Source organism: Pseudomonas sp. NBRC 111119, assembly GCF_001320125.1.
Taxonomy (GTDB): Bacteria; Pseudomonadota; Gammaproteobacteria; order Pseudomonadales; family Pseudomonadaceae; genus Aquipseudomonas; species Aquipseudomonas parafulva.
In genome coordinates, this window is record NZ_BCAV01000026.1 from 1 (window position 1) to 24,219 (window position 24,219).

Consider the following 24,219-nt stretch of genomic DNA (forward strand, 5'->3'; position numbering starts at 1 on the left):
CTAGGTACCACGCCTCCGGTGCCGGCGGTTTCTCGCACCCCACCGCTACAACTCGAGCGGGCAACGGCACATGAGTCGACGAGGACTGACAGCCGCAGATCAGTGGTAGCAAGCCGGTCACGCAGGCGAGCTTGAGTTTGTTGCGCATCTTCCATCTCCTTCCAGTGGTTTTGTGCCTGGGCCTGCAGGCGAGCCTCCAGGGCGCTGCGGGCTTGCCGTTGTTCAGCCAGATGATCAAGCGCGACGGCAGCCGCCCTCTCCCGCTCCAGGCCGTTGATACGATCCTTCTCTGCCAGCTGCTTGCCATAGTCGTCGGCCTGATCAGCGAGCTGCGCGGTGTATGCGTTAGCCTGCCAAACCCAAGCTATCCGGGCGCCGACCGCACAGGCGGATAGCAGCGCCGCGACAGCCAATAGGCGGGAAACCCACCTGTTCACTGCAGCACCTCAAGCGCTCGTGTGTAGATGGCCTTCCGATCGTCTAGGCCATTGGTACCGCCGTTGATCCGCTTGGTGATGGCCAGGAGGTCGCCCTTGTCGGCCAGGCTGTTCAGGCCCTCCTTCTGCCAGAACCAGCCTGCCGACATGGATGCGTAGACCGGGTGCTCGAGCAGCTCTGGCGTGTTCAGCAGCCGGCTATCTCCGAACAGGGCTTCGCTGCAGGCTTCATAGTTGGAGCGGCCAGTCACTTGAATTAGCCCTCGCCCGCGATAGAGCTGGCCATCCCCATCCGGCTCAGGCGTGTTACCAAGCCGCTGAGCCAGGCGACCGGTGTCGTACTTGGACAGGTACTTGTCATTGCCGAGTTCGCGGACGTACTGCAGCTGGCCCGACTCATGGCCGATCTGAGCCAGGAACGCTGCCATGCGCAGGCGCGTAACGATGGCGTACTTGCCCATGGTGGCGTTGAGGCCGGGAACAAAAACGCCGGCTTTGCGGCCGGCGTTCGGGAGGATCTGTAACAACTGCTTCTCGTTGATTGGCATCGCTTATCTCCAGTGATTAATGGGCTACGCCGCAGATACGTCCACGATGCGCAGCGGCTTGGTCTGTTTCTTTTTCTTGCCCTTGGCTTTCGCCTTGCCCTGCTTGCCGCCGTTGCACTCGACCGTGGTCGACCAGCCCGAGGGCATAAACACCTGCTCCACGCTGTCCACCAGGTACTCGCCGTCGAGCCCATTTTTGAAGCCCTGGGCGTTGATCGAGCGCTCGGCAAACAGGTCGGTGCGCCCGAGCATTTCCAGGCGCACGCCGGCGGTACTGCGGTTGAACGCAGCCAAGCGGGCCTTGGCCGCCTGCTCGGCAGCGCCCTTGTCGGGGTAGATATGGCGGTCGGTGTGCACGGCGGGCAGGCCTTCGGGCGCTTCGTCGTTGCCCAGCTCCACGACCTTGAGCGCGCCGGTTTTCTTGTCCTGGTGCTGCGTCTTCACGGCCTTCTGCGTGGTGCGGTCGCCCAGGCGGAAGCTGTAGCGGTTCACATCACTGCGCTGGATGGTGACCGCACCAAAGGCCTTGCCCCCGGGGGTGCTGCCACCTTGTCGCGGCATGACCAGCAGCTGTCCGTCACCCACCTTAGCCGTGCAGTCGTACTGCCTGGCCAGGCGGGTGATGAAGTTAAAATCGGACTCGTTGCGCTGGTCGACGCGGGCCACCTTGGTCTGCACGGTGCAGCCAGGTTTCCACCCGTTGCGCGCAGCCAGGTCACTGACGATCTGTGCGAGCGGCACGTTCTCCCAGCTGCCGCTACGGGTGGTTTTGCCGCTACCGCGCATGTCGCTGGCCTTGCCGCGCAGGGTGATGGTGTCCGGCGGGCCAGTCACCTCGATTTCATCCACCCGGTAACTACCCTGGCGCGCAAGCGGCTTGCCCTCATAGCCTAAAAAGGCCTCGATCAAGGCGCCGCGCTTGGGCAGCGTGACGGCTTGGTCGCGGTCATCGATGCGCAGTTCGAATTCGTCCGAGTCCATCCCGGGTTTGTCCAGGGTGCGCAGCAACAGCAGACGGTCGTTAATCAGCAGGGTGATATCCCGGCCGTCAGCGACGATGCGGAACGTGGGTTTCATGGTGGCTCCAGAAAGTAAAAACCCCGCACAAGGCGGGGTTCGTTACGCGTAACGCGGGGTCAGTCCCACAGGGTGACGTGCTCGGCCTCAGCCTCAGCTGCAGGCAGATCGGGGAAGTGAATCAACACCCCGGCGCGGAACGGCTGCGGTTCCTCGGCAAGGCCTTGGTTGGCTTCCATGACCGCTTCCACGGCACCCATCAAATGGCCGTAGTAGGCCTGGCAAAGCGTGTCGAGCACGTCCCCGTCAGACGTTCTGCAGGTCGTCGCCATACTTGGTGAACTCCAGGGTAAAGGCTTGTTTGCGCGGGATACCGCCGGCAAGCAATGCCGATTGATCCTCTTCGACCTTGCGCAGGCACCAGTTGCCCAGCACAGCGCCGTAGCCGGTGGTCAGGCTCACGGGCAGCAACAGGCGGCCGATGGTGCGCAGCGTATCCAACTGGCTGATACCGCCTCGGAACAACGGGAAAACGGCCCCTTTGATCGTCAGCGTGTCTTCGCCAGGCCCCACGGCCTGCTGGGCCATGTCGCGTGTCAAACGCTCCTGAGCGGCCCAGCGGTACGCGGTACGGCGCTGCAGCTCGTCAAACGCTGCAGTGTTGAGGTTGAAGTAAAAGGGCTGTGACCCTGCCTTGAGTGGCTGCAGGGTCAGCAGGTGAGGGAACGGCGTTACCGCTGCTGCTGCAGGTGTAGCGCTTGGAGCAAACGCACTGCTTGGCACAATGCCCGCCAATGACGGGCTGACCTTGCCGGCCATGCGGTTGATAGCCGACCCCGCCTTGCTGGCCTGCTCGCCCAGTGAGCCCAGGCGGTCGCGCACCTGGGTGGCAGCGGTGGTGACTTGGCTGTACTTCGACGCGACCATGCCCACGGTGGACTGCGCCGCGTTGATCGCGCGCATGGTGCGTTGCAGCTTGGCCCCAACCGCCGGCCCGATGATCGGCAGGCTTTCCAGCTCCGATGCGGCGCCGGCCATGTCACTGACGGCGCCGTTAAGCGGTCCTAGCATGCCATCGATACTGGTACGGCCGGCCTCACCGGCCGTCACCAGGGACGATAGCGTTGATCTCATCAAGTCCATGTAAGCCATGGCACCCCCTTAGACATGCGCCTCGTCGTAGAGCTGGGCACTGAACCGGTTGCCCGCGAACTCACGCTGCAGGCGGTCAAACAAGCCGCGCAGCGGTGTTTCTAGACCGGCCACAACCTGATAGGGGTCTTTCACATCCCCTTGAATGGTGACCGGCATGCTCAGTGCGATTGAAAAGGTCTGTTCAACCTTGGGTGGCTCGGCCTTGGTACGCTCGGTCGGCTTGGGCGGCACCGGCGCCGGCGCTGCAGCACTGGGCGCAGTCACCTCAACCAGCGAACGCACCACGTCGCCCATAGAGTCGGCACGCTCCACCGCATGACGGCGCAGCCCGCGCGCGAACCCAGGGCGCTCCCGATCTGCAGGTTTAGGCGTGTCCTGGGCGGCCGGTACCGGCTCCTGCTTGGGCCTGGCCAGGCCCATGGGCGAACCCGCTTCAACCTTCACCACGGGCACCGGCTGCTGCGAGCCAGGCGCCGTTACGGTAACGACCGGCGGTTGTACCGTCACCGGCGCCGACGGCGGCGTCACACCCTGGGCAACCGGCGCCGGCGGCTTGGCGATGGGCGCCGGCACAGTGGCCACCGGGGCCTGCGCCTTCGTCACCGGCTCAGGCTGCATCACCACTGGGGGCTGCAGGGTCGGCTGCAGGGGCTTGGGCGCCTCGATCACCGGCGCCGGCATAACCGCCACGGGTGCTGCAGGTGCTGCAGGCGCAGCCGGTTGCGATTCCGCGCCGGCCTGGCCATCAGCCTGCGCCTGCTCCTGCTGCGGCTTGTCCTCACCGAACCAGGTACGGCCCAGCCAACCGCCCAGGGCATCGCCACCAAGCCCGCCCAGGGCCATGCCAATGGCACCCCCGATGGCGGTACCAATGATTGGCACCACCGAGCCGATGGCAGCGCCGGCGGCACCACCCGCCCAGGCCCCCGCCATGCCTCCCGCCAGGCCGCCATACCCCTCGGCCTTTTCGTCCCGGGTTTGCGCATTCAGCGCGATATCCAACACCCCGGGGATAGCATCAGCGAGCTGGCCACCGGGCAACTTGCCGGCCGCTCGGGTCATCCCGCGAACGCCATGCACCATTTGCCCCAGGCGGCTCAGCTCAGGGGCAACAGGCGCCCTTGGAGCCAGTGCCGATACGCCCACCGCTGGCAGGGCCGGTTGTGGACGCCGGGGCATCGGCGCCGGTGCTGCAGCTGCCGCCGGTACCGGTGCCGTCACTTTCGCCGCCGGCGTAACCACAGGGGTCAGCCTAACCGGCGCCTTTGCTGCAGCCGGTACCGGCGCCGGCGTCGCAACTTTCGCTGCCGGCGCAACCACAGGTGTCAGCCGTACCGGCGCCTTGACTGCCGCCAGCACGGGCTTGGGTGGAGCACTGAGCGGGCTGCGCGCGGCACCCAGCTGAGCGACCGGCCGGCGCCGGCGCACGCGGCGTGCTCGCTTCGGCCCTCCAGGGCCTGTATTAGGCGCGCCAGGCCCGTACCTGCCAAAGGCATCAGCATTGACCACAAACACGCGCTGCGGCTCGTTGCTGGGCGCCTGGCCAGGGTCATTGCTGGCCGGCACTCCCAGCACCTTGCCCAAGGCACCCAGGCCCGCATCCACCACCCGGTTACGGGCCTTCGGGGCTGCAGTCTCGCCTGACTGGCCAGATTCCTTGCCTGGGCGCCTGTAGCCCCATGCCCGCCCCAGGGCCACGTTGAATGCCCCTCGGCCGATCTTGGCCGCGCTACGGGCCGCCATGACCGCACCAACGGCCGCAGCCAGGCCTGTCAGCCCCATGGCCAACTGGGGCACATCGTCCGACAGCTTGGTAATCCAGCGGGCAACGGTTGTTGCGCCGGTAGCAAACGCATCGGTCGCCGGCCGGATGGCATCCCCGATGCTGCGCATGGCGTCATCAGTGGACTGTGCCAGCTCAGACCAACGCTGTGCCGACGTTTCGCGCCGCTCCGCCAGGTTCTTGTCGAGGATGCCGGTTGCCTTCATGGAATCGGCTTTCAGCTCGTTGTAGAGCCCACGGTTCTGACCATAAGCGGTCAGCGCCGCCTTAACCTGCATGTCAGCAAACAAGTCACCGGTACGCAGGGTCTTTTCCAGGGCTTCCAGCGCCGCTTTGGCCTTTTCCGGGTCGGCCTGCTTATCGATCTTGGATTGCGCATCCTTGATCTTTTTGGCCTTGGCCGGGTCGGTCGCCTCCACGTACTGCATGGCCAGGCCCATGGACGCCTCAATGACGTTCATGCCCTTCTGCAGGCCGGTGTTCAGCGAGGCCTGATAGTCGATGCCGGCATCTTTGTACGCCTTGACCACGTCGCCGGCGCCGATCTTCTCCATCCAGTTCTTGAAGTTGTTGGCCGCTTCGTCAGAGCTGCCGGCAGTCTTCATCTGCACCTGCAGCATCGAGCCCAGCGACGACACAGCGTCAAGGCCGGTAATGCCGTTCTTTTCCATGCCGGCCAGCAGCTGCGGGAACCACTTGGCCATGTCGCTGGCCTCGAAGCTCCCCGCCTGGCCCTGATAGGCGATGGCCTCCAGGGCCTGCTGCATGACCTTCGGGTCGGTGATCTTGGCGTTCTGCTGCAGCGCCATAATCATGCTGGCCGTGTCGACGCCGGAAGCCCCCTGCCCGACCGCGAACGACGCCGCCGTCTTGGAATAGGCCATGGCCTTGTCCAGCTCCATGCCGGCACCGACCAGTTGGTTAATCAGGTCGGCCACGTCATTGCGGGCCATGCCGGTATCGTTCGAGGTCTGGATAACGGACCGGCTCAGCTGCACCTCTTCAGGCTTGTTGGCAGCGTCCGCCTTGATCGCAATGTCGCGAATGATCGCCTGATAGTCCGCGCTGATTTTGGTGGGCACGGCCGTCAGGCCAATGCCCACCGCTGCAGCACCCACCGTGGACTTGAGCGAAGCCCGGCCGGCGGCGATTCGCTCGTGCCCCTTCACCTGCAGGTCGGCGGCTTTGGCATCCCGGCCCAGGCGTTGATACTCCCGGCCCAGGCGGCCAACCTCCACGCCTTGCTTGCGCAGGGCATCAAGGTTGCCATTGAGCTTGCGCAGCAGCTTGTCAGCACTGGCCGCGCCGGTGTCGTGGGCTTTCTTCCACTCCGCCTGCAGCTTCATGGTTTCGCCAATGGTGCTCTGCAGCACCTTGGCCTTGTCGCCCTTTTTCTTGAGCTTGTCGATTCCGCTTTCAACCGTGCGGAAAGCGGCCCCGACCGACGACGCGACGGCGCCGCCAATCACCAGCGATAGCGCCAGTTTGCTTGCCATCGGTAACCCCCTTAGCGGCTCAGTCCGTGAGCCACCAGACCATGTCGGACCACGGCATGGTCATGATTTCAGCTGACGAAAAACCCAGCTCAGTGGCCAGCCGCTTGGCCAGCCCCTTCTGCACCGAGGGGTTAAACCTCGTCGTCTTGCACCAGACGAAAGTAACCCGTCTGCAGACGGGTGTAGTCCTTGATTGCCAGCCCTTCCAAGTCCTTGGCACCGACTTCCGCCAGGCTGGCAAACAGGTTCAATTCGGCTTGCTCTTCGTCGCCGGCGGCCGTGGTCGACGCCGCACGCACGTCACGCACAGTCGGTGCCCGCAGGTGGATGGAATCAATCTGTACACCGTTCATTTCACTGGAACGGCTCAGGCGCACAGTAATGCCGGCGTCGGTCAGGGCCAGGTATTTAGGCAGTGGCTTGGTCATGATTGTGGTTTCCTTGAAGTTATGAGGGGGTTACAGGCCCAGGGCCTGGCGTTGCGCGGCCAGCTGGTCGACGCCGTCGATCACGCGGCGCATGCCCAGGGCATCGATCTCGTACACCGTGCGGCCATCGACTTCGAGCTTGTAGTAGGTCAACGCCACGGCATGCTTGATTTCGGCCTTGTCGCCCGGCTTCCAGTCGCCCATATCAATCTCTTTGAGCGAGCCGCGCAGGGTCACCGCCACCGGTTTGATAGCGCCTTTCAGGCCCTTGAAGGCGCCACGGAACGTACCGTTGAAAGCAGTACCGTCAGCCAGGCCGTAGAACTTCAACGCCTCACGGCGCACGCCGGTGGTGGTGAAGTTCGCTTCTTGTTTCTCCATGCCCATGTCCATCTCAACGGGCATATCCATACCGCCGGGGCGGTGTTCTTCCATCTTGAGCGTGAGCTTGGGCAGGGTCAGGCTGGGTACATCGCCCTGGAAGCTGACGCCGTCCACGAACAGGTTCAGGTTGGCCAGGGTTTCGGGAATCATTGCCATGGTGGTGCGCTCCTTAAGCGGCGGTGTCGAGGACTTCGGTCAGCCACTGGTTGGTGACTTCAACGCGGAAATTGGGGTTTTCGGCCGGCGGCACGTCGGTAAAGCGGATGTTCCAGTACACCTTGCCCTGCTCCAGCTGGCTGGCCGTGTTCAGCTCGGTGTCGGCATACACTTCGAAGTTGATGATTGCGCCCTGGGCCTTGAGGTCGCGCATGAAGTTCTGCAGGCCTTCGGTCACGTCCTTGACGTAGGTGGCCGTGATCGAGCGGTCAACCGCCCATTTATGGCCGTACAGGATCGCGTCCATGACGATATCCATCGTCCGCACCCGGGTGACAAAGGCCCATTTCGCATCGCTCGACAGCGTGCGGTTGCCCCATAGGCGGAAGCCGTCCTCACGGATGATCGTCGCGATCTTCGCGTTGTTGAGCAGGTTGGCCCGGCACGTCTCGTCACCGTCGAGGAATTCGATAGGTCGGGTGGTACCGGTGATGCCGACGAACTCTTTGTTCGACGGCGAGGCCCAGAAGCCGTATTCGCTGTCAGTCCAGGCGAACAGGCCAGCCACCCAGGCCGAACCTGGGGCGTCGATGGTGGCGTTTTTGGTGGTGTCCCAATACTGCACGCCGGGGTCGACCATGAATGCGCGCTTGGCACCAAACCCGGCGGCGTAAGCGATGGCCGCTTCGTCGGTGGTCCCGGGGCCGTCGATGATGGCAATGCCGCGCAGCTTGTCCGCCAGGGCCACCAGGGCGGTGCCTACGGCCTGGGTCGCGCTGTGCTTGGGCGCAACCAGCAAACGGGGCTGGGCATTGAAGCGGCTTTTACCATCGCGCAGCGCCTGCAGGCCGGTACGGGTACCGTTGGCCAGCACGCCGCCGATGATGGCCGATGTTTGCTCGGCGGGGTCGGTCAGCTTGGCCACGCCGCAGGCGACAATCGCAGCCTTGGCGCGGGTAAAGATGGCCTGACAGGCTTTGGTGATTGCCGCGTCGGCACCGAAAGCCGCGACTGCTTCACGCTCGCTGGTGATAAGCACCAGGTCGTTTGCCTTGGCGGTCACGCCGGCACCAGGGGTGAAGGTGTCAACCAGGCCGATGATCGAGGACGACGGCAGGGCAATGCTGCGTGCGCCTGTATCGACGTTCGTTACGGTAACGCCGTGAAAAAAACCACTCATAAAACCAATCTCCAGATGTGAGAAAGCCCCGCGTGCGGGGCTTGTGGTACTGCGGAAATGAAAACGCCCCGTCAGTGCGGGGCGTCTATCCGGTTTGCGAGGCCACCCAGGTGGCCAGCGCTTCGTCGTTGGGGCTACTCGGCCAGTCGTCATCGGCCGGGGCGCTGCTGGTGATATCCAGGCGCCCCAGCTCGATGCGGTACACCTTCCACGCTTTAAGCGCGTCGGTTTCGGCTGGGCTGGCCATGTCCAGGTCAACCGCGTCCTGCAGCGTGCTGATGCGCCCGGTGGCGTACTGGTTGGCCAGCTGCTGCTTGCGGTAGGCCACACGGCGCGCCGCCTCAGCGATGGCCGCTTCGTCCGGCGCCCACTTGTCATCCTCCCAGGTGTCGAACTCGGTAGCCGGCGCCTGCAGGGTATAGCCCTCGGGAAGATCGCCCAGGGCTTGCCACTGGCGGGGCTCGCCTGTTTCGGTGCTGTACGCCGTCGCGCCGCGATGGTCGGCCACCAGCACCCAGCCATCAGCCTCACGGTTCAGCAGGGCGGCAAAGCCGGGTTCTACTGCAGGGGGCTCAATTTGGTAGCTGTGCGCCGGCAATGCCCACACGTCAGGCTCCAGCGGGCTCGGGGTTGCTTCCCCGATGCCAAGGTACTCGCCAGTGCCGCGATGCACGCAACACACCTTCGGCGCTTCAACGCCAGGCAACTGCCACCAGGGCAGTTCGGGCAGTTCAATGAACGCCTGCAGCTCTGTCAGCTCCTGCAGGTCTTGCAGCTCGGTGACCTCTTCGCTCATAAATCCCTCAATACTTGATGCAGGCCAGATAGGCCCGGTTGGCCATGCGGGTTTCGTTGCCGCCCGTCGCGGTGATGGTCAAGGTGTGGTTGTGCGATCCCCCGGTGCCGGTGGTCAGCGTTTGATACCCCTCTTCCACCTCGTCACCGAGCACAGCGTCTTTGGACGTGGCGCCGGACCCGCCGTAGTCGCCATTCACCAGGTCGCGAGGAACGCTCAGGTTGTGCACGTGCGCACCGCCGGTACTAGTGTAGCCACCGTGGGTGTGCGTTTCGTTCTGGCCCGCCTGAGTAGTGAACAAGCCCCGGCCCGAGTCAGCCGCGTTCAGACCGTCAGTCCAAGCACGGTCGATCAACTCGCGGTCATCCGGCACATTGAACGTGGTCGATCCGTCGCCGGCGCCAAACTTCGTCCCGATGGCCGCAAAAAGCGCGGCATAGGCGGTACGCGAGTAGGCGGCACCGTTTCGTGGAAGCCAACCCGTTGGCGCGCTGCTCAGCGCAAAGTGCGATACCTCACCAGGCGGCGCCGCAGCCGTTAACGCAGCATTCATCGCGTCGACGGTCGGGGTTTCGGCCAGTTTGCCCCGGCTGGACACAAACCAGCCGGTGTTGGTGTTGCTCACCAGCTCCACATATTCGCCACTTTGCAGCGCCAGGGTGGCCAGCGTGACCCCTGCCACGATGCTACCGCTGCTAGCAGTGATGGATAGCGGCCCCCCGGTCGGGTTGCGGAACGCGTAGGCCGTGCCCCCTGGCGCGTCAGCCGCTGCCGGCAGTGTGACGGTCAGGTTATTCGCGTTGGCCTGATACAGCCGGCCCGACTGCGATGCCGTCAAGGTCAGGCTGGAAGAGAAACCCAACACAGGCCCCGAATAATTGCGCTTGGACAACTCGACAAACTCAGTCGTGGCCAAGTTCTTGGTTGCGTCGTTTACCTTCTGCGTCGGCGCCGTTGGCGTACCGGTAAAGGTTGGGCTGTTGGCTGGGGCTAAGCCATTCACGGCCCGCTGCACAAATGCCGTGTTGGCTGCTACCTGCGAGTTTTCAGCCGCTGCGGCAGTAGGCACAGTCGGCTTGCCGGTGAAGCCTGGGCTATTCAATGGTGCGAGTGGTGTACAGGCTTCCTGCAGCTGGTCGACCGTGGCCGTTTCCTTGAGCTTTCCGCAGGTACTGACGAACCACGCGGTACCGGACACTGTCAGCTCAATCCACTCATAGCCCTGCAGCGTCATCTTGGCGACTGACGCACCCTCTTCAACAATCGTCCCGGCCGAAACGGCGAGCGTTTGAGTCGAGGCCCTGGGGTTGCGCAAGGTCACTACCGAACCATTGGGCACGTCCGCCGCTGACGGCAGCGTCACTGTCAACGCATCGGCGTTGAACTGCAGCAAAGCCCCCAAGTGGGTTGTGGTGTTCAGCGTCAGGCTTGTCGACATACCCACTGCCGCCTGGGTGCGATAGCTGCGCGAGGCGTTATTAATCGCAGCGGCCACGCTGTCATTCGTTGCCAGCGTCTTCCAACCACCCCATGTGCCGGCCGTCATACGCCGGTAGTGCACCGTATCCAGCGAGGCGCCGACCAGCGACGGGATAAACACCTGGGCACAGTACGTGGTGCCGTCCATGTACTGGAACGTCAGCAGGTAACCGTTGGCACTGGACTGGCCATCGGTGCCAACCGGGCTGTTGGTGGGGTTGATGCAATACGCCAGGCCGCCTTGGGTCAGGGTGTTGATGTCCACACCTGATTTGACGTTGTAGCCGCCGATGCCGAACGACGCCATGGCATCCGAAATGACCTTACCAATCTCGTTCAGCGTGCCGCGCTGGTTGATAAAGTAGTTCGAAGTCGACGCCTGCAGCTCGATCCATTCACCAGGCTGAATCACCACCGAAGAAACCGCGTTGTTCTTCTCGTAAATCTTGCCGCTACCTGCGGCTACGGTTACCCCGCCTGAGCTGACGTTACGGATAACGAAAGTGCCGCCTGACCCGGCATCAGCCGATGCGGGCAGGGTTACCGTAACCGGACCGGTCACGTTGAATGCGTAGCCCGTCTGCGAGCCGGTCAACGTGATATCCGCGCCGACACCCACCACGTTGCCGCTGTAGTTGCGCTTAAAGGCGTTTACCGCCTGCAGCAGCGCCGCCATAGATGCAATTTGGCCGCTGTTGGTGCCCAGTGGGGCAGTGGGTACAACCGGCGTCCCCGTAAAGCCCGGCGAGTCGAGGCGCGCCACCTGCTGCCAATCGGCCCAGGTGCCTGCAGCCTTGGTTCGCCAGAAAAATCGCGCATTGACGATGCTGCCACTGCATCCAGCAGCCAGCTGGAAGCAGCCTGTCTGGTTGAACTGGATATGAAGCAACGCCATAGATGCATTTGGGAATGGCGTGTTCTTGGCACTGCCCTCTGCTCGATACAGACCCGTCTCAGTTACGCCATCGAAATCGGGAATCGACACGCCGATGGTCGTCCCCAAACCAAAGGCCTGCAGCGCCGCCAATACTGCCGCCATATTGGCCGCCTGCTTGGTAGCCGATCCGACGGGCGCGGTTGGAACCTCTGGCGTGCCGGTGAATACAGGCGAGTCCAGCTCGGCCACTTCTTTGAGCTTGCCGCGACCCACGACAAACCAGGCAGTGCCGGACGATGCCAGCTCGGCCCATTCGAACGGTTTCAAGGCCAGCGAACCGCCCGTGGTGCCGGCATCCACGATTGAACCCGAGGACGCCACCACGATCGTCTGCGTGGCCGTAGCCGATGGGTTGCGCAGTATTACCGAGGCGCCATTGCCCACATCGGTCAGCGCCGGCAGGGCCAAGGTCACGGCGCCGCCGTTGAACTGCACAGCGTTACCCATCTGCGCGGCAGTCAACGTCAGGTTGGTGCTCACCCCGATAACGGCCGTTTTGAACTGGCGAGACGCAGCGGCCACGGCAGTGGCCAGGGCGCTCATGTTTGCGATCTGCAGCCCGGTGCTACTGGCAGCAGGTGTTGGCGTCTCAGGCGTTCCCGAGAACTTGGGCGACTGCAGCGGCGCCTTTTTGGCCAACTCGTTGACCATGGTTGTGGCGAAGTTCGGGTCATTGCCGATGGCGGTGGCCAGCTCCTTGAGCGTGTCCAAGGCGCCCGGCGCCGAGTCCACCAGGCCATTCACTGCGCTGGTGACCGAATCGGCAATCGCCTTGGCGATTTCGGATCGGTTGTAGGTTTCCGACTTGGTGTATACGTCGGTGATGCCATAGCCCGCAACGGTAGTCGGGTTGGTCGCGGCAACCACCCGGCCGTACTTGTCGACCTGCACGCTTTTGTACGTGCCGGCGTTCACGCCCGTGCGTCCAAAAGCCATTTCAAACGACAACGCCGTTACACCCAGGGCAATCGGGGCATCGGTCACCAGCTGCCAGGCGCTGTCACCGTTGATCGTGCCCGACTCCACCAGTACCAGCAGGCCCGGGGTTACCTTGGCGCTGCTGTCGGCATCGGTGGAGCGTTTCCAGGCGGCGCCGGAAACCACGGTATAAATACCGTTTTCCTTGGCTGTTGCTTGGTTCTTCACCAGCACGCGCGCGCCTGCGGTCAGTGTCACACCGTCGATGGTCTGCAGGCCGGTCAGGTTGATGGCCGCCGTGGTGGCCACCAGCACCGAGTGCTTGAAGTCCTGCCGGCTCAGTTCCTCGGTGACCCATTCACGGGTGGCCAGCACCACGCTGGGGTCAATCTTGAGCTGCACGTTCGCCGCGTTGCTGACTACCAGGCTCATGCGCAGCACCTGGGTGCGGCCCGAGCCCTGCGACAGCACCGGTTTGTACGTCGGTGCGCAGTTGGCCACGGCCACCAGGTCGCCGGCGTCGTCGTACAGGCCAATCTCTCGAATCCACATGCCGCCGATATCGGCCGGGATGACCTGTTCGGCCACGATGATCGACGGGTCGTTGTCGTCCACCTTGAGCTGATTGAGCGGCGCCCGGCGCCACTCGTTTATCAGCGCCTTCTGTGTCGCGTTCGGGGTCGGGTCGGTGCCGTTGGCATCACCCACGCCCATTTGCGTGATTTTCCATGCGATGCCCAAGGCGTCGGCGTTGGCCTGCTTGGCCGCGCCGACATTCGTCAGGATCGCGTAGAACTGGGTGTTCTTATCAACCATATCCAATTTCCAATGTGTCGATTGTGGTTTCACGGCCACCGCGCCCGATCACGCCGATGACTTCAATGGCGCGCTGTATCGGTGGGTACACGCTCAGAATGTCGCCCTCGCTCAGGCTCGCCCCGATGTAGCAGCGGCCCTTGGTTTCAAGGCTGATTTCCAGGCCGACCATGTGCCGGCTCACCGGCCGGGCGTCATCGAGCAACGCCGACAGCTCGCGGTAGGTGTCATCGCTGATACCCGAGTCCGATACCCCGACCTTTAGCGCGAAAGTGCCTGGCACACCCACAGGGGCCATCCGCCACCACTCGACCACCTCAATCAGGTAGCCGAACGGCTCCACTACACGCCGCAGCGCGCCAATGGTTCCTTTGTGCTTGTGGATGTAGAACGACGACTTGATAACCGAGCGCTTGACCGCCTCTGACCAGTTGTCATCCCAGCGGTCGACCGACCAGGCCCAGGCCAGCTGGTACAGCAGGTGGGCCGGGCAGGTGTCGGGGTTGTAGAGGGTGCGCAGCGTGATTTCGGTTGACTCGGTCCCGGCACCCTCTACAGCGTGCTCCAGGGGCGTGCGGTTGTTGGGGAGTAGACTGGTCATCACGTCCCCCGCACTACGCTGATATCACTGCACCAGGCCGCCTGCGCCTTGGTCGGCTTGATATCTGCCCACCCGGTCAGCTCAACCCGGGAAACCCCGTTGATGTGCAGCTGAGCGTCAACCCCGGACCTGGCCACCTCAACCCCGAGGCGGCGCCGGGGGTTGACCCAGGCCTGCAGGCGCTCGCGGCAGGTGGCCAAAATCGCCTCATTCTCGGGGCCATTGCTGACCATGTAGACCTTGGCATTGACCTTGTACGGCAGAATCTGCGCGCTCTGTACGGTGACCCGGTCCGCAACCGGCCGCACGTCATCGTCGTTCAGCTGAGCTGCCACGGTATCGAGCAACTCAGCCGGCGCCGCCCCGGTGCCGTCCAGCGACAGCACAGTGACCACCACCACCGCCGGCGACGGGCTTTCGGCCGTGGCGTCGGCCACCAGGCCCGAGGCGTTGCGCGCGTGTAGGATGTAGCTGTTACGCGGCCCGGCTGTGGTCAGGCCCTCGTAGACCAGCTGCACCCGCTCGCGCAGCGCGTCATCTTCTTCCATCACCGCCGGCACCGGCGGTACCGCGGTCAAGTCCTCGGCCTGGATGACCAGGCGCTGCAGGTTGACGTTGGCGGCCAGTTGGTCAAGGTCGGTGCCCTTGGCATAGGCCAGCAACAGTGCCTTGCCGGCATCATTGACCCGCGCCCGGTTGAGCAAGCGGCGGTAGCTGCCCAGCTCGATCAGCTTGGTGACCGGGTCGCTTTCCAGCGGCGCCGACCATTCCTGCCCGTCCTGCTCCATCAGCTGCCGGAAGGTGGCCAGCTCACCTTGGTACGTCTCTTCGAAATCCAGCGTTTCCAGCACTGCCGGCGCGGGCAGCGCAGTTAAGTCAATCGTCATGCGCTTGCCTCCAGTACCACATCGTCGCCCAGGTACTTGCCGGATAACTGCAGGGTGACTTTGCCGTCGATGACCGACACAACCTTCACCCGCTCCATCTGCAGGCGGGGTTCCCACCGCCCCAGGGCGCGGGCCACCTCTGCCTGTACGGCGCTTTTCCAGCCCTCGTTAACCGGTAGGTCGACGTAACGGCGCAGGGTGCTGCCGTACTCCGGGCGCATGCGCCGGGAGCCCAGCGGCGTGGTTAGAATGTCCTCTATGGACTGCCGCAGATGGGCCAGGCCCGACAGCGGCTTACCCGTTCGGCGGTCCATTCCGATCATGGGTCACCCCTCCTGGCTCAGGGCCTCGAAGTCGCCACGCGCATCGAGAAACTGCCGCGCTTCGTCGTCGTCTGCCGGCACCACCAGACGGGCACGCAGCACCACCAGCTCCCGGCCGCTGGGCAAAAACAGCGAGCGCTGCGAATAGGCTTTGTCGCAATAGATCAGGCCCGCCGGCGCACTGGGCGCGGCGGTGACTTTCTTGGCTCCCATGGAATACTCCAGGCGTAAAAAAGCCCGCGAAAGCGGGCTATCAGTGTTTATGGTTTGGCGTATTGCCGGCAGTGTCGATGATGCGTGCACCACCTAAGATGTCCCCCGTTACGCTCAACGTCCCGTTGATCGTCACAGGGCCTGTCAGGGTGATGGCACCGGCTTTGGCCGTAATCGCGCTATCTGTCACCACTACTTCGCTGCTGGCCACCTTTACAGCGACCGTGCCGCTTGGGAGCGTGATGGTGTAGCTCTTTGCCTTCCAGTCGTAGACCAGCGAGCCGCCATCATCAAAACGCCACACCTCGACGTGGTCACGGTTGTCTGGCTGCGCGCCGGCGTTGCCGTAGAGCCCGGGGATAAACGTGCCCTGGGCGGGCTCACCGCTCGGGCTGATAAGCGCGCCCTGCTCGCCCAGGCTGGGCGCACGCCAATGGCGAGCCTTGCCGGCAGCTAGGGAATGCCAGCGAACCCAGGCGCTTGTCCAGTCGCCGCCATCGGATACACGCACCATGGCGGCCGCCAGGTCGACGGCCACCACCCTGCAAGGAATCACCAGGCACGACAACATGCGGTCATGCTGCGCGTTCGCGTAACTCACAGGTCCTCCGGCGCGACGTAGTGATGCTCATTGCCTGGGCCGGTGTCGGGATCGAACGCAACCACCAGTGGGCCGGACTCTCGGGGCCAAGGCCATTCTTCCTTGCCGAGATAGAGCACTTGGCTCCACTCAACGACCCAGACGGCAAAGCTGTCCAGTTCGGGACGGCTCCAGTCACGCTCGGCACGGATGAACTCGGCAAGGCCGCACGGCAGTCCCCACGACTGCATCCGCAGCAGCACCGCGAGCTGCGCCGCGACAAAGGCCGCGATGTGCAGACAGTTGGCCTCCTCGACCGGTACGATCACCCTCGCCTCGAATCGTGCGTCGACCGCCGTTTCGCCGGTACCGGGATCACTCTCGGCCGCCTCAAAGCCAGCCAGCTCCAGCACCACCGCAGGCGGCGGCACGACCTCCAAGCCCTCGGGCATCGTGCCGACATAGGCCAGGCCCGGAATCGCTTCGCTGATGTGTCGCTCGATGGCCGCGTACACGCCGGCCAACGGGATCGAATCCTCATCCATTGCCCGTTTTCCTCAAGTGTTTGAGCAGCTCGAAGTTCAGCTCCTGCTCCATAATCACCTGCAAGCGCTCGTGCGCCTTGCGCGTCCATGCCTCAAAATGTGGCCGCACGTCCTCCAGAGAGATCTTGGCCTTAGCCAACGGGAAGCGGCTACCGTTTTCCGCGATCCAGCCGGAGCGATGGCCACCGCGCGCAGCCTCGACATCTGGAAACAGGCTGGCATCGAAGTGCTTACTGGCCGTGCGTATCCAGATATCAGGCCGCCCGCCGTAAACGGTCTTGAAGAACGCGCCCTGATAGCGCCGGCCTGCCACCGACACGCCGGTACGGCTTTGGCGAGCGCGGCCCACTCGGCTGGCTTCGAGCGGACGGATACCGAACCAGAGCTTGCCCTGGCCGTTGTTACCCGACATGTACGCCTTGAGCCGCTGCCTCACAGCGGTGACAGCAATACGCTCTTGGCTGCCCACATCACGCGCAATATGCGTGCGCAGCCAGCGCAGCGTCTTGTTGATGGCTCGACGCTGAGCAGCCGTGATGGCTTTGGGGACCAGCCTGGCGAACTCTTCAAAGCCACTGAGACTTTTGGGATCGAGCTGCAGCGTCAGCAGGCCGGCGTCGGCCGAGGTCTTGTGAAAAGAACCTACGTTCATCGAACCTCCCGAAGGGTCAGGTTGATCCAGCCGGTGCCGTCAGGCTTGCGAGCGGCAATAACGTACCGCCCGCCGCCATCCTCCGGCGCAAGCTTGATAACCAGGTGCATGCCTTCCTTAATACCGTTCGCATGCATGATCCGCACGGCAAACGTAGGCTCGCGCAGGCCGGTGTTGATCTGGCCGAGCTTGGGCTGCAACCATGGTGCCGAGAAAAATCCAGGCACCGGCTCGGCTAATCCGTCGATCTCGGCCTCATCGCCCAGCACGTCCAGAAGCGCGGAGTCCATGAACGCCACGTTCTCGCGGAAGGCCATGGTCAGGTCTCGTCGTCATCGCCGGCCGCCGCTACGGGCAACTGGCCACGGCCGGCGATCTTGCCCTCCTGAAGCAGCAACTGGGTCAGCTCTTTGCTCGACGGCGTGTAGACCTCACCCTTCTTGATGATCTGCTTGCCGTCCTGAATGCAGCCATCGACAACGACGTATTCGACTTTGCCAGCCATGTCACACCACCTTTGCAAAGAGGAAAGCGTTTGGCTCGAGCAGACCGGCCAACGGCGCCGACTGCAGCTTCAACCAGCGCATGCTTGGCTCTTGGGTTACCCAGCTCTTCGGGAAGCGGGCTGCTTCGACCAGGCCGCTCTCGATGGCTTCCATGTCCTGAATGGCCGCGTACAGCATCGCGTTACGGGTCGAGGTGGAACCGAGGATCAAACCGCCTTCGGGGATCACGGGTTGATCCTTGCCATCGTCATCCGCGTACCATTCGTCATAGGCGTACAGGTCGACGCCAGGATCGTTTAGGTAGCCGATGTAGGTCACGCCATCCGGCAACTCTTCGGGCTTGATGAGACCCAGATCGACTCGGCGGCTGTTGAGCTGTTCCAGCACTTTCTTGTTGCTCTGAAACGCGTCCTGAGCGCCGCTGCTCAGCACTGCGACATTGGCGGAGCGGCCCGAATCCTTGGCAATCAGACGCCGCCACTGACGCAGGTTACCAATAGGGTCCGATGCGTCGGTATCCCAGCGGCCGCTAGCCAGCGTGACTTTATGGGTCTCCTCCATAAGAAAGTCGATGGTGTCATCCACGCCATCGCCCACCACACGGATCTTGCCGGTGGTCAGGGCCTGGGCGCACATCCACTCCTCGCGACGGATGATTTCTTCGTCCAGCTCCAGCAGGTCGCGGCCAAGCCGCTCACCCGCCCGCTCCAGCGCGCTACGGGTGGAGAACGGGTTGTCGCCGGCCGAGCGCTTCAGGATCAGCTCTGCACGCGTCGAACGCTTGGGCTGGATGTAGGGCGGCTTGTAGGTCGAGGACGTGAAGCCCGTGCGCTGCGAGACGCTACCGGGCAGCGTCGGATGAACGAACGGCGCCATCTTGCGCTGGCCTTTGATAATGTCGATGGTCACCGCCTCGGTGCCAAACGTCTCAGGCATGCCGCCGTTGAAGAAGGTGTTAAGCAAGAAGCGGCGCGGCGGGCTCATCTGCTCGACGGCTTCCAGCATGGTCAGGGTGTCGAAGATATCGGTCATGGGGGCTCCGTTAACGAATGAAGAGGCAGAGAGGTCGCAGGGCGGCCTTGGCAGCGGCCAGCGTCAGGCCCTCGCCAAGGGTGAGCCGGTTGCCGAGCACTTGGCCGGTGAGCCGGATCGGCGCAGCCTTGGCGCCATCAGTGGTGTCGACGTCCTGATCGAGGATGGCGGTAGGGGTTTTCGAACCGTCAGAGGCTGCGGTCTTGCACAGCAAGTACTCACGGCTGTCGGCGACCTGGCCAAGGACAGCGCCACGTTTAAGTACCTGACCGGCCGCGATCACGCCGGTGTCGATGACAATGGGGAAATCCCCTGCCGACAGCTCGCTCGGCAGGTAGGTCTTGCGTTCAGGATTGGACATGTCGTGCTCCTATCAACGGCGCGAGGCGCCTGCAACGATTGCGCTGACGGCGGCTTTGCGCTCGCCTTCCTTGCCGCCTGCGGGTGGGGTGGCGCTGCTCACACCCTGGGCATCGGCCTTGATGCCGGAAAGGGAAATGCCGCGGTCTTGAGCCGCCTTGAACATCACCATGGCGGTGGCCTCGACGCTGCTGCCGTCCTCGATGGCCGCCTCGACTTCCTTTTCAAAGCCTTTACTGGCCAGCGCGTTGATGCCCTTGATGCGCTCTCGTTCGGCGGTAGCGGCCTCGGTACGGATTGCCGAGAGGTCTGGCTGCTCCGCCTGGGCGATCTCAATGGTGGTAGGGTCGGTGCCCGCAGCGAGCGCCGTGCGCAGATCTGCCGTGGTCTTAACAGTGGTCATGGTGTTGTTCCTTGTTGAGTTGAAGGCCGGTTTGGCCAGTTCGGTGATCAGCGATTCCAGCGACCCAACCCGATGGGCCAGGCCGTGCTTGACGGCATCGGCGCCGACGCGGATACCGCCGTGGTCGCCCATTTCGGGCACTTGCTCCGCCGCTACATCGAGGTTGCGTGCCACTTTGCCGACGAAGACATCGCCCAGGGCGTCGATGGTTTCGCCGAGCTTGGCGCGGCCCTCTTCGGTGCCGAGATCCGGCCGCTTGTTGGGCGCGTTGCGGCTGACGATCTGATACCGGGTGCGGCCGCTGGCCTTTTCGTCGTCGACTACGGCTTCCACGACTACGCCGATGCTTCCGGCGAGACTCGCTTCATCGATAACGATTTCGTGGGCTGCCGAGGCGATCCAGTAGGCCGCGCTCGCGCCGATGCCGCCGATGTAGGCGACGATGCGTTTGCGCGACCGACCCTGATAGATCAGCTCGGCCAGCTCGTTGATGCCCGATGCCACACCGCCTGGGCTGTCGATGTTGAGCACGATGGACTTGACCTTTGGGTCGTCCAGCGCGCGTTGGATATCGCTGCCCAACACCTGGGTGCTTGTCGCGCCGCTGATCTCGGTGAACAGGTTGGCGTAGCGAAAGATGGGACCAATGACCGGCACCAATGCGACGTTGCCCCGTAGCGTGACGCGGCGGGTCTCTTCCAGTTGTTCGCCGCGCTTAGTGGCCAGCGCCAGAGAATCACCCATGCGGTCCGAGATCGTCAGCAGGTTATCCAGGGCGTCAGGCAGCATCAGCCAGGGCTGCGAGGCAGCCAGCTCCAGTGCTCTTGGCATGATCAGTTCTCTTTGGGTTCGGGTTCAGGCGGGTTTTCCAACCCGCCTTTGGGCAGGGCCTGCATGTTGTGCTCGCGCCGGTAACTGACTTCGCGGGTCCGCTGACGAATGACCTGCTGCCAGGGCTCGCCCGTCATAGCAGCGGTTTCCAGCGTTTCGTTGCTGACGCCGATCTCGATGCGCTTGCCGGCCGCGTTGGCTTCCTTGAGTTCATCGATGGCACCGCGTGCCGGGCCGATCCAGATGGCCTGGCAATAGGCTTTGCGCTTGGCGGTGTCGCTATAGCCGGGCAAGTTGATCAGGCCACGGGCCACGGCTTCGTCGATGATCAGCTCGCGGCTCGGCTGGCAGAAGTCGCACGCCAGCCACCAACGGCGCAGGCTGTAGAAACGCCACGCCTGCAGCATGGCGGCACGCGCGGCGCTGTAGCTGCTGCTGTAGTGCAACAGCAGCTCCTCCATCGGCAGCTCCAGCGCTGCGCCGATCTCCTTCACTACGGCGGTGAAGAACGGATCGAACTGCGCATTCGGCCGGCTGGGGTTGGCCACCATCGGCTCTTCACCCACGCCCAGGTCCACGATGGCCCCCTCGCCCAGCGCCAGCTCGCCGTCCGACGTGTCGTCACCACCTGGCTGCTCTTCTGCCAGCGCCGACATCGGCAGGTTGCCCGACTGGAAGTTGTCGCCCTTCTTGATGAACACGGTGAACATCGCCGAGATCACTGCGGCCATCAGCTCGGCGCTGCTGTAGCGCTCCAGCTTCTGCAAAGGCTCCAGCACAGGCGACAGGTACGGTGCGCCGCGCTTCTGGCCGGGCCGCTCTTTGTCCGACATGACGTGAAGCACTCGCCGCCGGCCTGTCGCCTCACCGAACACTTGCAGACGCTCCCAGCGCAGAGGATTACCTGCCAGATGCTCACCTGGATAACCAGTGCAGACGTGGTAGGCCACTGGCGCGCCCAGGCCGTCGAACTCAATCCCCTCGACCAGATCCGGCCGGTCCATGCTGCTGTTGGGGTTGCCCACCCGATCCGATTCGATCAGTTGCAAGCGCGTGCTGAACAGGCAGCCAGCGCGCTCCTGATCGGGGCTAGCCACAAACACATCGCCAGCCACCATCGAAGACACCAGCACCAAGGCTTGCAACTGGTAGTGGTTGAGCGTGGCTTCGGCATCGCACTCGCGCGGGTCGTCGGCATACAACGACCATAGTCGGTCGAGTTGGCTGTTGAGCTGCTCGGCCCGTTCCTCGGTGATGCCCAATGCCTCATAGTCGACCTGCGCACGGCAGACCAGGCCTGTGCCCACCACGTTGGTACGCAGCCGGGTGATCGCAGCGCGAGCCACCAGATGGTTGCGCATCGCATCACGTGAGCGCGCGACCAGCATGCGCCGCTCGCTTTGGTTAAAGTCACGCCGTGGGCTACCCAGGCCAGGTATCCAGCTGGCCACACTCCGCAGTACACGCGAGGCACCACGCCAGCGTGTTTCGACACCGCCACCGCCGCCCTGGGCAACGATCTGCTGGCCTTCGACCGACGCCCTTGCCACCCGGATCGCCTCGCTCATCAGCTGCTCGGCTGCGGACTCCCGTTTACGAAACGGCCACATGCTCAAAGCCCCACGTAAGAGACACGGTTGCGCCCACGCCGCGCACGTGCAGCCTGCTCCAGCGCGACCTGATCTGCGTACTGCTTTTCCAGCAGCCGCAGGCTATTAAGCTCGGCCAGCTGGACCTCCCGGTCGGCTCGGCGTAGCCGCTGCCCATTCTTGAGAACGGCCGAGATCGCCGCCCTGACCTCCGCCAGGCGTTGTTCTGCTTCTGTCATGGTGAACCTCGATTAGCCGACGCGGCTCCGTGTGCCACGACCGCGAGCGACTGCGCGACGGGGAACCGGCGCCACCGCCTGCTCAGTATTGAAAAGGGTGGGCTGTAGCTGTTGCTGCTCCAGCTGATCCCATTCGTGATCGCGCAGCAGGTGCGTTTTCAGGCTACGCGCGGCGTGCAAGGCATACACCTCGCAGTCCAGTGCTTCGTTGCGCCGGCCGGCCTTCTTCTGCCAGACCATGCGGCTGGGGATACGCGGGTGCGGGGCCAGCACTTCGTTGGTCAACTGCTCGTAGTAGTCCGCACGGATCTCGCTATACCAGTGCATGCGCCCTGGCCCGCTGCCTTTGAGCCGCATGCGGCCATCGATCAGCGTCTTGGCCTTGTGCGTGCCGACGATGAAGACGCGCAGCCCGTACTTCGCGGCCTTGGTGTTGTCCTGGCTGGTGTCGGTGGACTGAGCCGGTTTGGTGAAGATCTCCCGGTCGCGGCTGTCAATCGACGCGCCTTTGATCGCCATGATGTTGAACCGCTGCCGGTCCCGCACATAGGTGTACACCGCATCACTGGTGTTGCCGTCCGAGCTGTCGATGCTGACGGCCGAGACCGCGATCTGCGCCCCACCTTCTGTTGGGATCGGCGTGGACACGATGCGGTCCAACTCGCCCCACACCGGGTCATTCGGATCAATGGGGTTCCCGGGCAGCTCGCCCCAGTACAACCGCCACGACTCTTCTCCCCTGCCCCAGCCGATGATCACCAGCGCCAGTCGGTCGCCCTGCACGTCCACGCCGACCGTGACCAGCAACACGCCCTTGGGCGCCGTCAGCTCGGCATACGGCTCGGCGCGTTTCTCCAGCTCGTCTGTCTTGGGCGCGTTGCTTTTGTACTCGTAGCTTTCGCCCATCGAGCTGTTGGTGAAGGCGATCATCGGGCCGATGTTGCCCATCGACGCCGCATGCTCGGCCTGCAGCTTCTTCTCCATCAACACTTCGAACCGCGAGCCGTGAAACGTGGCATACAGCTCGTTGAGGATGTATCCGGCGATACCGCGAAACTCGGCGGTGGCCTCCCAGCGCCCGTGCCGCAGGTTGGCGTTTTTTTGGTGGTCGTCCCATATCTCGCCGCAGTGCGGACAGGCGTAATAGGCCGTCTCGGGGCGACGCTTGCGGTACACTTCATGGTTATAGTGCGGGTCTTCGTCGCAGTGCAGATGATCGAAGCTCAACGCGTGCGATTGACCGCAGCCGTGGCACGGCACCAGGCCCACGCGCTTGTCCGACAGTTCAAGCTCTGCGTCGATGGCCGACAGCCCTTTGATGGTCGGCGTCCCGCCGATGATGATCTTCGAGCGCCGGAAGGTTTTCAGACGCTCCTTGGCCAACTTGATGCTGTCCCCCTGCCCCCGCAGGTTTAGGTTGCAGTCGTCGGGCTCTTCGATGGCTACGCGTGGTACCGGCGTGGACTTCACACTGGCCGGGCTGTTGGAGCCGACCATTTTCAGGAAACCTCCGGGGAAGCGCTTGAAGTCCTGGCGCTGCTGCAGCTTGCGGCTGCGCAGATCGACCTTCTTGCCCAGCCGTCTGGTCGCCTCGATCATCGGCTCGAGTTTTTCCGCCACGTACTGCTTGGCGGCCTCAGCCTTGGGGAACAGGATTAGGATCGGTGAAGGATCAAGGTCGATCCACTTGCCCAGGGCATTACCCAGCACGCCCGACGTCCAGGCCACCTGTGCCGACTTGCGGCCGACGATCTCGCCGACATTCGGATCGTCGAGCGCTTCCAGGGGGCCGCCTGGCCAGATCAGGTGTGGCGTTTTGTCGAAGCGGTATTTACCTGGGGTGGCGGATTCCTCGGGGGCCAGCCAACGGTACTTGTCGGCCCATTCGATGATAGTCATGCGTGGCGGTGGCGCCCACTTGCGGCACA

At 63.6% G+C, this 24,219-nt stretch carries 26 protein-coding genes and 1 pseudogene; all 27 read right to left on the reverse strand.

The window, feature by feature from the left end; translation table 11 throughout:
- The coding region (locus APH25_RS11525) for a lysozyme (RefSeq protein ID WP_060482102.1) at positions 1-437 on the reverse strand (437 nt) is incomplete at its 3' end.
- Positions 434-985, reverse strand: a complete 552-nt coding sequence (locus APH25_RS11530) for a glycoside hydrolase family 19 protein (RefSeq protein WP_060482028.1) — start codon at positions 983-985, stop codon at positions 434-436. The genes APH25_RS11525 and APH25_RS11530, both read right to left, overlap by 4 nt.
- 24 nt (positions 986-1,009) lie before the next feature.
- Positions 1,010-2,062 (reverse strand): phage late control D family protein, encoded by a 1,053-nt coding sequence (locus APH25_RS11535; protein WP_060482029.1) that lies wholly within the window; start codon positions 2,060-2,062, stop codon positions 1,010-1,012.
- A gap of 59 nt (positions 2,063-2,121) precedes the next feature.
- Complete coding sequence (locus APH25_RS11540) at positions 2,122-2,334, reverse strand: tail protein X (RefSeq protein ID WP_028632532.1); 213 nt, start codon at positions 2,332-2,334, stop codon at positions 2,122-2,124.
- Positions 2,309-3,154, reverse strand: a complete 846-nt coding sequence (locus APH25_RS11545) for a phage tail protein (RefSeq protein WP_060482030.1) — start codon at positions 3,152-3,154, stop codon at positions 2,309-2,311. Before APH25_RS11545 ends, APH25_RS11540 begins: the two co-directional genes overlap by 26 nt.
- A 9-nt stretch (positions 3,155-3,163) precedes the next feature.
- A complete protein-coding gene (locus APH25_RS11550) occupies positions 3,164-6,436 on the reverse strand; it encodes a phage tail tape measure protein (RefSeq protein ID WP_060482031.1) in 3,273 nt (1,090 codons plus the stop codon).
- A 131-nt stretch (positions 6,437-6,567) separates the two neighbouring features.
- Positions 6,568-6,864: a phage tail assembly protein gene (locus APH25_RS11555; protein WP_060482032.1), complete on the reverse strand. Its 297-nt coding sequence runs from the start codon at positions 6,862-6,864 to the stop codon at positions 6,568-6,570.
- Between the two features lie 30 nt (positions 6,865-6,894).
- Positions 6,895-7,404 (reverse strand): phage major tail tube protein, encoded by a 510-nt coding sequence (locus APH25_RS11560; RefSeq protein ID WP_060482033.1) that lies wholly within the window; start codon positions 7,402-7,404, stop codon positions 6,895-6,897.
- Between the two features lie 13 nt (positions 7,405-7,417).
- Positions 7,418-8,584: a phage tail sheath family protein gene (locus APH25_RS11565; protein WP_060482034.1), complete on the reverse strand. Its 1,167-nt coding sequence runs from the start codon at positions 8,582-8,584 to the stop codon at positions 7,418-7,420.
- An 85-nt stretch (positions 8,585-8,669) separates the two neighbouring features.
- A complete protein-coding gene (locus APH25_RS11570) occupies positions 8,670-9,380 on the reverse strand; it encodes a tail fiber assembly protein (protein ID WP_082428279.1) in 711 nt (236 codons plus the stop codon).
- A 7-nt stretch (positions 9,381-9,387) separates the two neighbouring features.
- Entirely contained in the window at positions 9,388-12,447 is a 3,060-nt protein-coding gene (locus tag APH25_RS26245; RefSeq protein ID WP_371262503.1) for a tail fiber protein, read from the reverse strand.
- Positions 12,448-12,471: 24 nt separating this feature from the next.
- Positions 12,472-13,530 (reverse strand): annotated as a pseudogene (locus APH25_RS25930) (phage tail protein); the annotation flags it as partial.
- Positions 13,523-14,131 (reverse strand): phage tail protein I, encoded by a 609-nt coding sequence (locus tag APH25_RS11580; RefSeq protein WP_060482036.1) that lies wholly within the window; start codon positions 14,129-14,131, stop codon positions 13,523-13,525. The pseudogene APH25_RS25930 and the gene APH25_RS11580, both read right to left, overlap by 8 nt.
- Positions 14,131-15,018, reverse strand: coding sequence for a baseplate J/gp47 family protein (locus APH25_RS11585; protein WP_060482037.1), 888 nt, complete (start codon positions 15,016-15,018; stop codon positions 14,131-14,133). The genes APH25_RS11580 and APH25_RS11585 overlap by 1 nt, the downstream gene beginning before the upstream one ends.
- Positions 15,015-15,341 (reverse strand): GPW/gp25 family protein, encoded by a 327-nt coding sequence (locus tag APH25_RS11590; protein WP_028632524.1) that lies wholly within the window; start codon positions 15,339-15,341, stop codon positions 15,015-15,017. Before APH25_RS11590 ends, APH25_RS11585 begins: the two co-directional genes overlap by 4 nt.
- A gap of 3 nt (positions 15,342-15,344) precedes the next feature.
- Positions 15,345-15,554 (reverse strand): hypothetical protein, encoded by a 210-nt coding sequence (locus APH25_RS11595; protein ID WP_060482038.1) that lies wholly within the window; start codon positions 15,552-15,554, stop codon positions 15,345-15,347.
- Between the two features lie 40 nt (positions 15,555-15,594).
- Positions 15,595-16,155: a phage baseplate assembly protein V gene (locus APH25_RS11600; RefSeq protein WP_060482039.1), complete on the reverse strand. Its 561-nt coding sequence runs from the start codon at positions 16,153-16,155 to the stop codon at positions 15,595-15,597.
- Positions 16,152-16,679 carry a hypothetical protein gene (locus APH25_RS11605; protein ID WP_060482040.1) on the reverse strand — a complete coding sequence of 176 codons (528 nt, stop codon included), beginning with the start codon at positions 16,677-16,679 and terminating at the stop codon, positions 16,152-16,154. The genes APH25_RS11600 and APH25_RS11605 overlap by 4 nt, the downstream gene beginning before the upstream one ends.
- Positions 16,672-17,331: a hypothetical protein gene (locus APH25_RS11610; protein WP_060482041.1), complete on the reverse strand. Its 660-nt coding sequence runs from the start codon at positions 17,329-17,331 to the stop codon at positions 16,672-16,674. Before APH25_RS11610 ends, APH25_RS11605 begins: the two co-directional genes overlap by 8 nt.
- A complete protein-coding gene (locus APH25_RS11615) occupies positions 17,328-17,648 on the reverse strand; it encodes a hypothetical protein (protein ID WP_060482042.1) in 321 nt (106 codons plus the stop codon). Before APH25_RS11615 ends, APH25_RS11610 begins: the two co-directional genes overlap by 4 nt.
- Before the next feature lie 2 nt (positions 17,649-17,650).
- Positions 17,651-17,836: a hypothetical protein gene (locus APH25_RS11620; protein WP_060482043.1), complete on the reverse strand. Its 186-nt coding sequence runs from the start codon at positions 17,834-17,836 to the stop codon at positions 17,651-17,653.
- A 1-nt stretch (position 17,837) separates the two neighbouring features.
- Entirely contained in the window at positions 17,838-18,869 is a 1,032-nt protein-coding gene (locus APH25_RS11625) for a major capsid protein (protein WP_060482044.1), read from the reverse strand.
- A 10-nt stretch (positions 18,870-18,879) separates the two neighbouring features.
- Positions 18,880-19,230: a head decoration protein gene (locus APH25_RS11630; RefSeq protein WP_060482045.1), complete on the reverse strand. Its 351-nt coding sequence runs from the start codon at positions 19,228-19,230 to the stop codon at positions 18,880-18,882.
- Positions 19,231-19,242: 12 nt separating this feature from the next.
- The gene (locus APH25_RS11635; protein ID WP_060482046.1) at positions 19,243-20,463 is read right to left on the reverse strand and encodes a S49 family peptidase; all 1,221 of its coding nucleotides are present in this window, start codon (positions 20,461-20,463) and stop codon (positions 19,243-19,245) included.
- 2 nt (positions 20,464-20,465) lie between these two features.
- A complete protein-coding gene (locus APH25_RS11640; protein ID WP_060482047.1) occupies positions 20,466-22,073 on the reverse strand; it encodes a phage portal protein in 1,608 nt (535 codons plus the stop codon).
- Between the two features lie 2 nt (positions 22,074-22,075).
- Complete coding sequence (locus APH25_RS11645) at positions 22,076-22,291, reverse strand: hypothetical protein (RefSeq protein ID WP_060482048.1); 216 nt, start codon at positions 22,289-22,291, stop codon at positions 22,076-22,078.
- Positions 22,292-22,303: 12 nt separating this feature from the next.
- Entirely contained in the window at positions 22,304-24,190 is a 1,887-nt protein-coding gene (locus APH25_RS11650; protein WP_177331173.1) for a phage terminase large subunit family protein, read from the reverse strand.
- Positions 24,191-24,219 lie beyond the last annotated feature (29 nt).

Bases quoted from the DNA above. Each gene is read 5' to 3' on its own strand.
- APH25_RS11615 (WP_060482042.1), bottom strand. From the start codon at position 17,648: ATGGCCTTCCGCGAGAACGTGGCGTTCATGGACTCCGCGCTTCTGGAC.
- APH25_RS11565 (WP_060482034.1), bottom strand. From the start codon at position 8,584: ATGAGTGGTTTTTTTCACGGCGTTACCGTAACGAACGTCGATACAGGC.
- APH25_RS26245 (WP_371262503.1), bottom strand. From the start codon at position 12,447: ATGGTCAACGAGTTGGCCAAAAAGGCGCCGCTGCAGTCGCCCAAGTTC.
- APH25_RS11550 (WP_060482031.1), bottom strand. From the start codon at position 6,436: ATGGCAAGCAAACTGGCGCTATCGCTGGTGATTGGCGGCGCCGTCGCG.
- APH25_RS11530 (WP_060482028.1), bottom strand. From the start codon at position 985: ATGCCAATCAACGAGAAGCAGTTGTTACAGATCCTCCCGAACGCCGGC.
- APH25_RS11650 (WP_177331173.1), bottom strand. From the start codon at position 24,190: ATGACTATCATCGAATGGGCCGACAAGTACCGTTGGCTGGCCCCCGAG.
- APH25_RS11595 (WP_060482038.1), bottom strand. From the start codon at position 15,554: ATGGGAGCCAAGAAAGTCACCGCCGCGCCCAGTGCGCCGGCGGGCCTG.
- APH25_RS11580 (WP_060482036.1), bottom strand. From the start codon at position 14,131: ATGACCAGTCTACTCCCCAACAACCGCACGCCCCTGGAGCACGCTGTA.
- APH25_RS11590 (WP_028632524.1), bottom strand. From the start codon at position 15,341: ATGATCGGAATGGACCGCCGAACGGGTAAGCCGCTGTCGGGCCTGGCC.
- APH25_RS11560 (WP_060482033.1), bottom strand. From the start codon at position 7,404: ATGGCAATGATTCCCGAAACCCTGGCCAACCTGAACCTGTTCGTGGAC.
- APH25_RS11585 (WP_060482037.1), bottom strand. From the start codon at position 15,018: ATGACGATTGACTTAACTGCGCTGCCCGCGCCGGCAGTGCTGGAAACG.
- APH25_RS11605 (WP_060482040.1), bottom strand. From the start codon at position 16,679: ATGGATGAGGATTCGATCCCGTTGGCCGGCGTGTACGCGGCCATCGAG.
- APH25_RS11570 (WP_082428279.1), bottom strand. From the start codon at position 9,380: ATGAGCGAAGAGGTCACCGAGCTGCAAGACCTGCAGGAGCTGACAGAG.
- APH25_RS11635 (WP_060482046.1), bottom strand. From the start codon at position 20,463: ATGCCAAGAGCACTGGAGCTGGCTGCCTCGCAGCCCTGGCTGATGCTG.
- APH25_RS11540 (WP_028632532.1), bottom strand. From the start codon at position 2,334: ATGGCGACGACCTGCAGAACGTCTGACGGGGACGTGCTCGACACGCTT.
- APH25_RS11620 (WP_060482043.1), bottom strand. From the start codon at position 17,836: ATGGCTGGCAAAGTCGAATACGTCGTTGTCGATGGCTGCATTCAGGAC.
- APH25_RS11645 (WP_060482048.1), bottom strand. From the start codon at position 22,291: ATGACAGAAGCAGAACAACGCCTGGCGGAGGTCAGGGCGGCGATCTCG.
- APH25_RS11545 (WP_060482030.1), bottom strand. From the start codon at position 3,154: ATGGCTTACATGGACTTGATGAGATCAACGCTATCGTCCCTGGTGACG.
- APH25_RS11640 (WP_060482047.1), bottom strand. From the start codon at position 22,073: ATGTGGCCGTTTCGTAAACGGGAGTCCGCAGCCGAGCAGCTGATGAGC.
- APH25_RS11535 (WP_060482029.1), bottom strand. From the start codon at position 2,062: ATGAAACCCACGTTCCGCATCGTCGCTGACGGCCGGGATATCACCCTG.
- APH25_RS11555 (WP_060482032.1), bottom strand. From the start codon at position 6,864: ATGACCAAGCCACTGCCTAAATACCTGGCCCTGACCGACGCCGGCATT.
- APH25_RS11625 (WP_060482044.1), bottom strand. From the start codon at position 18,869: ATGACCGATATCTTCGACACCCTGACCATGCTGGAAGCCGTCGAGCAG.
- APH25_RS11610 (WP_060482041.1), bottom strand. From the start codon at position 17,331: ATGAACGTAGGTTCTTTTCACAAGACCTCGGCCGACGCCGGCCTGCTG.
- APH25_RS11630 (WP_060482045.1), bottom strand. From the start codon at position 19,230: ATGTCCAATCCTGAACGCAAGACCTACCTGCCGAGCGAGCTGTCGGCA.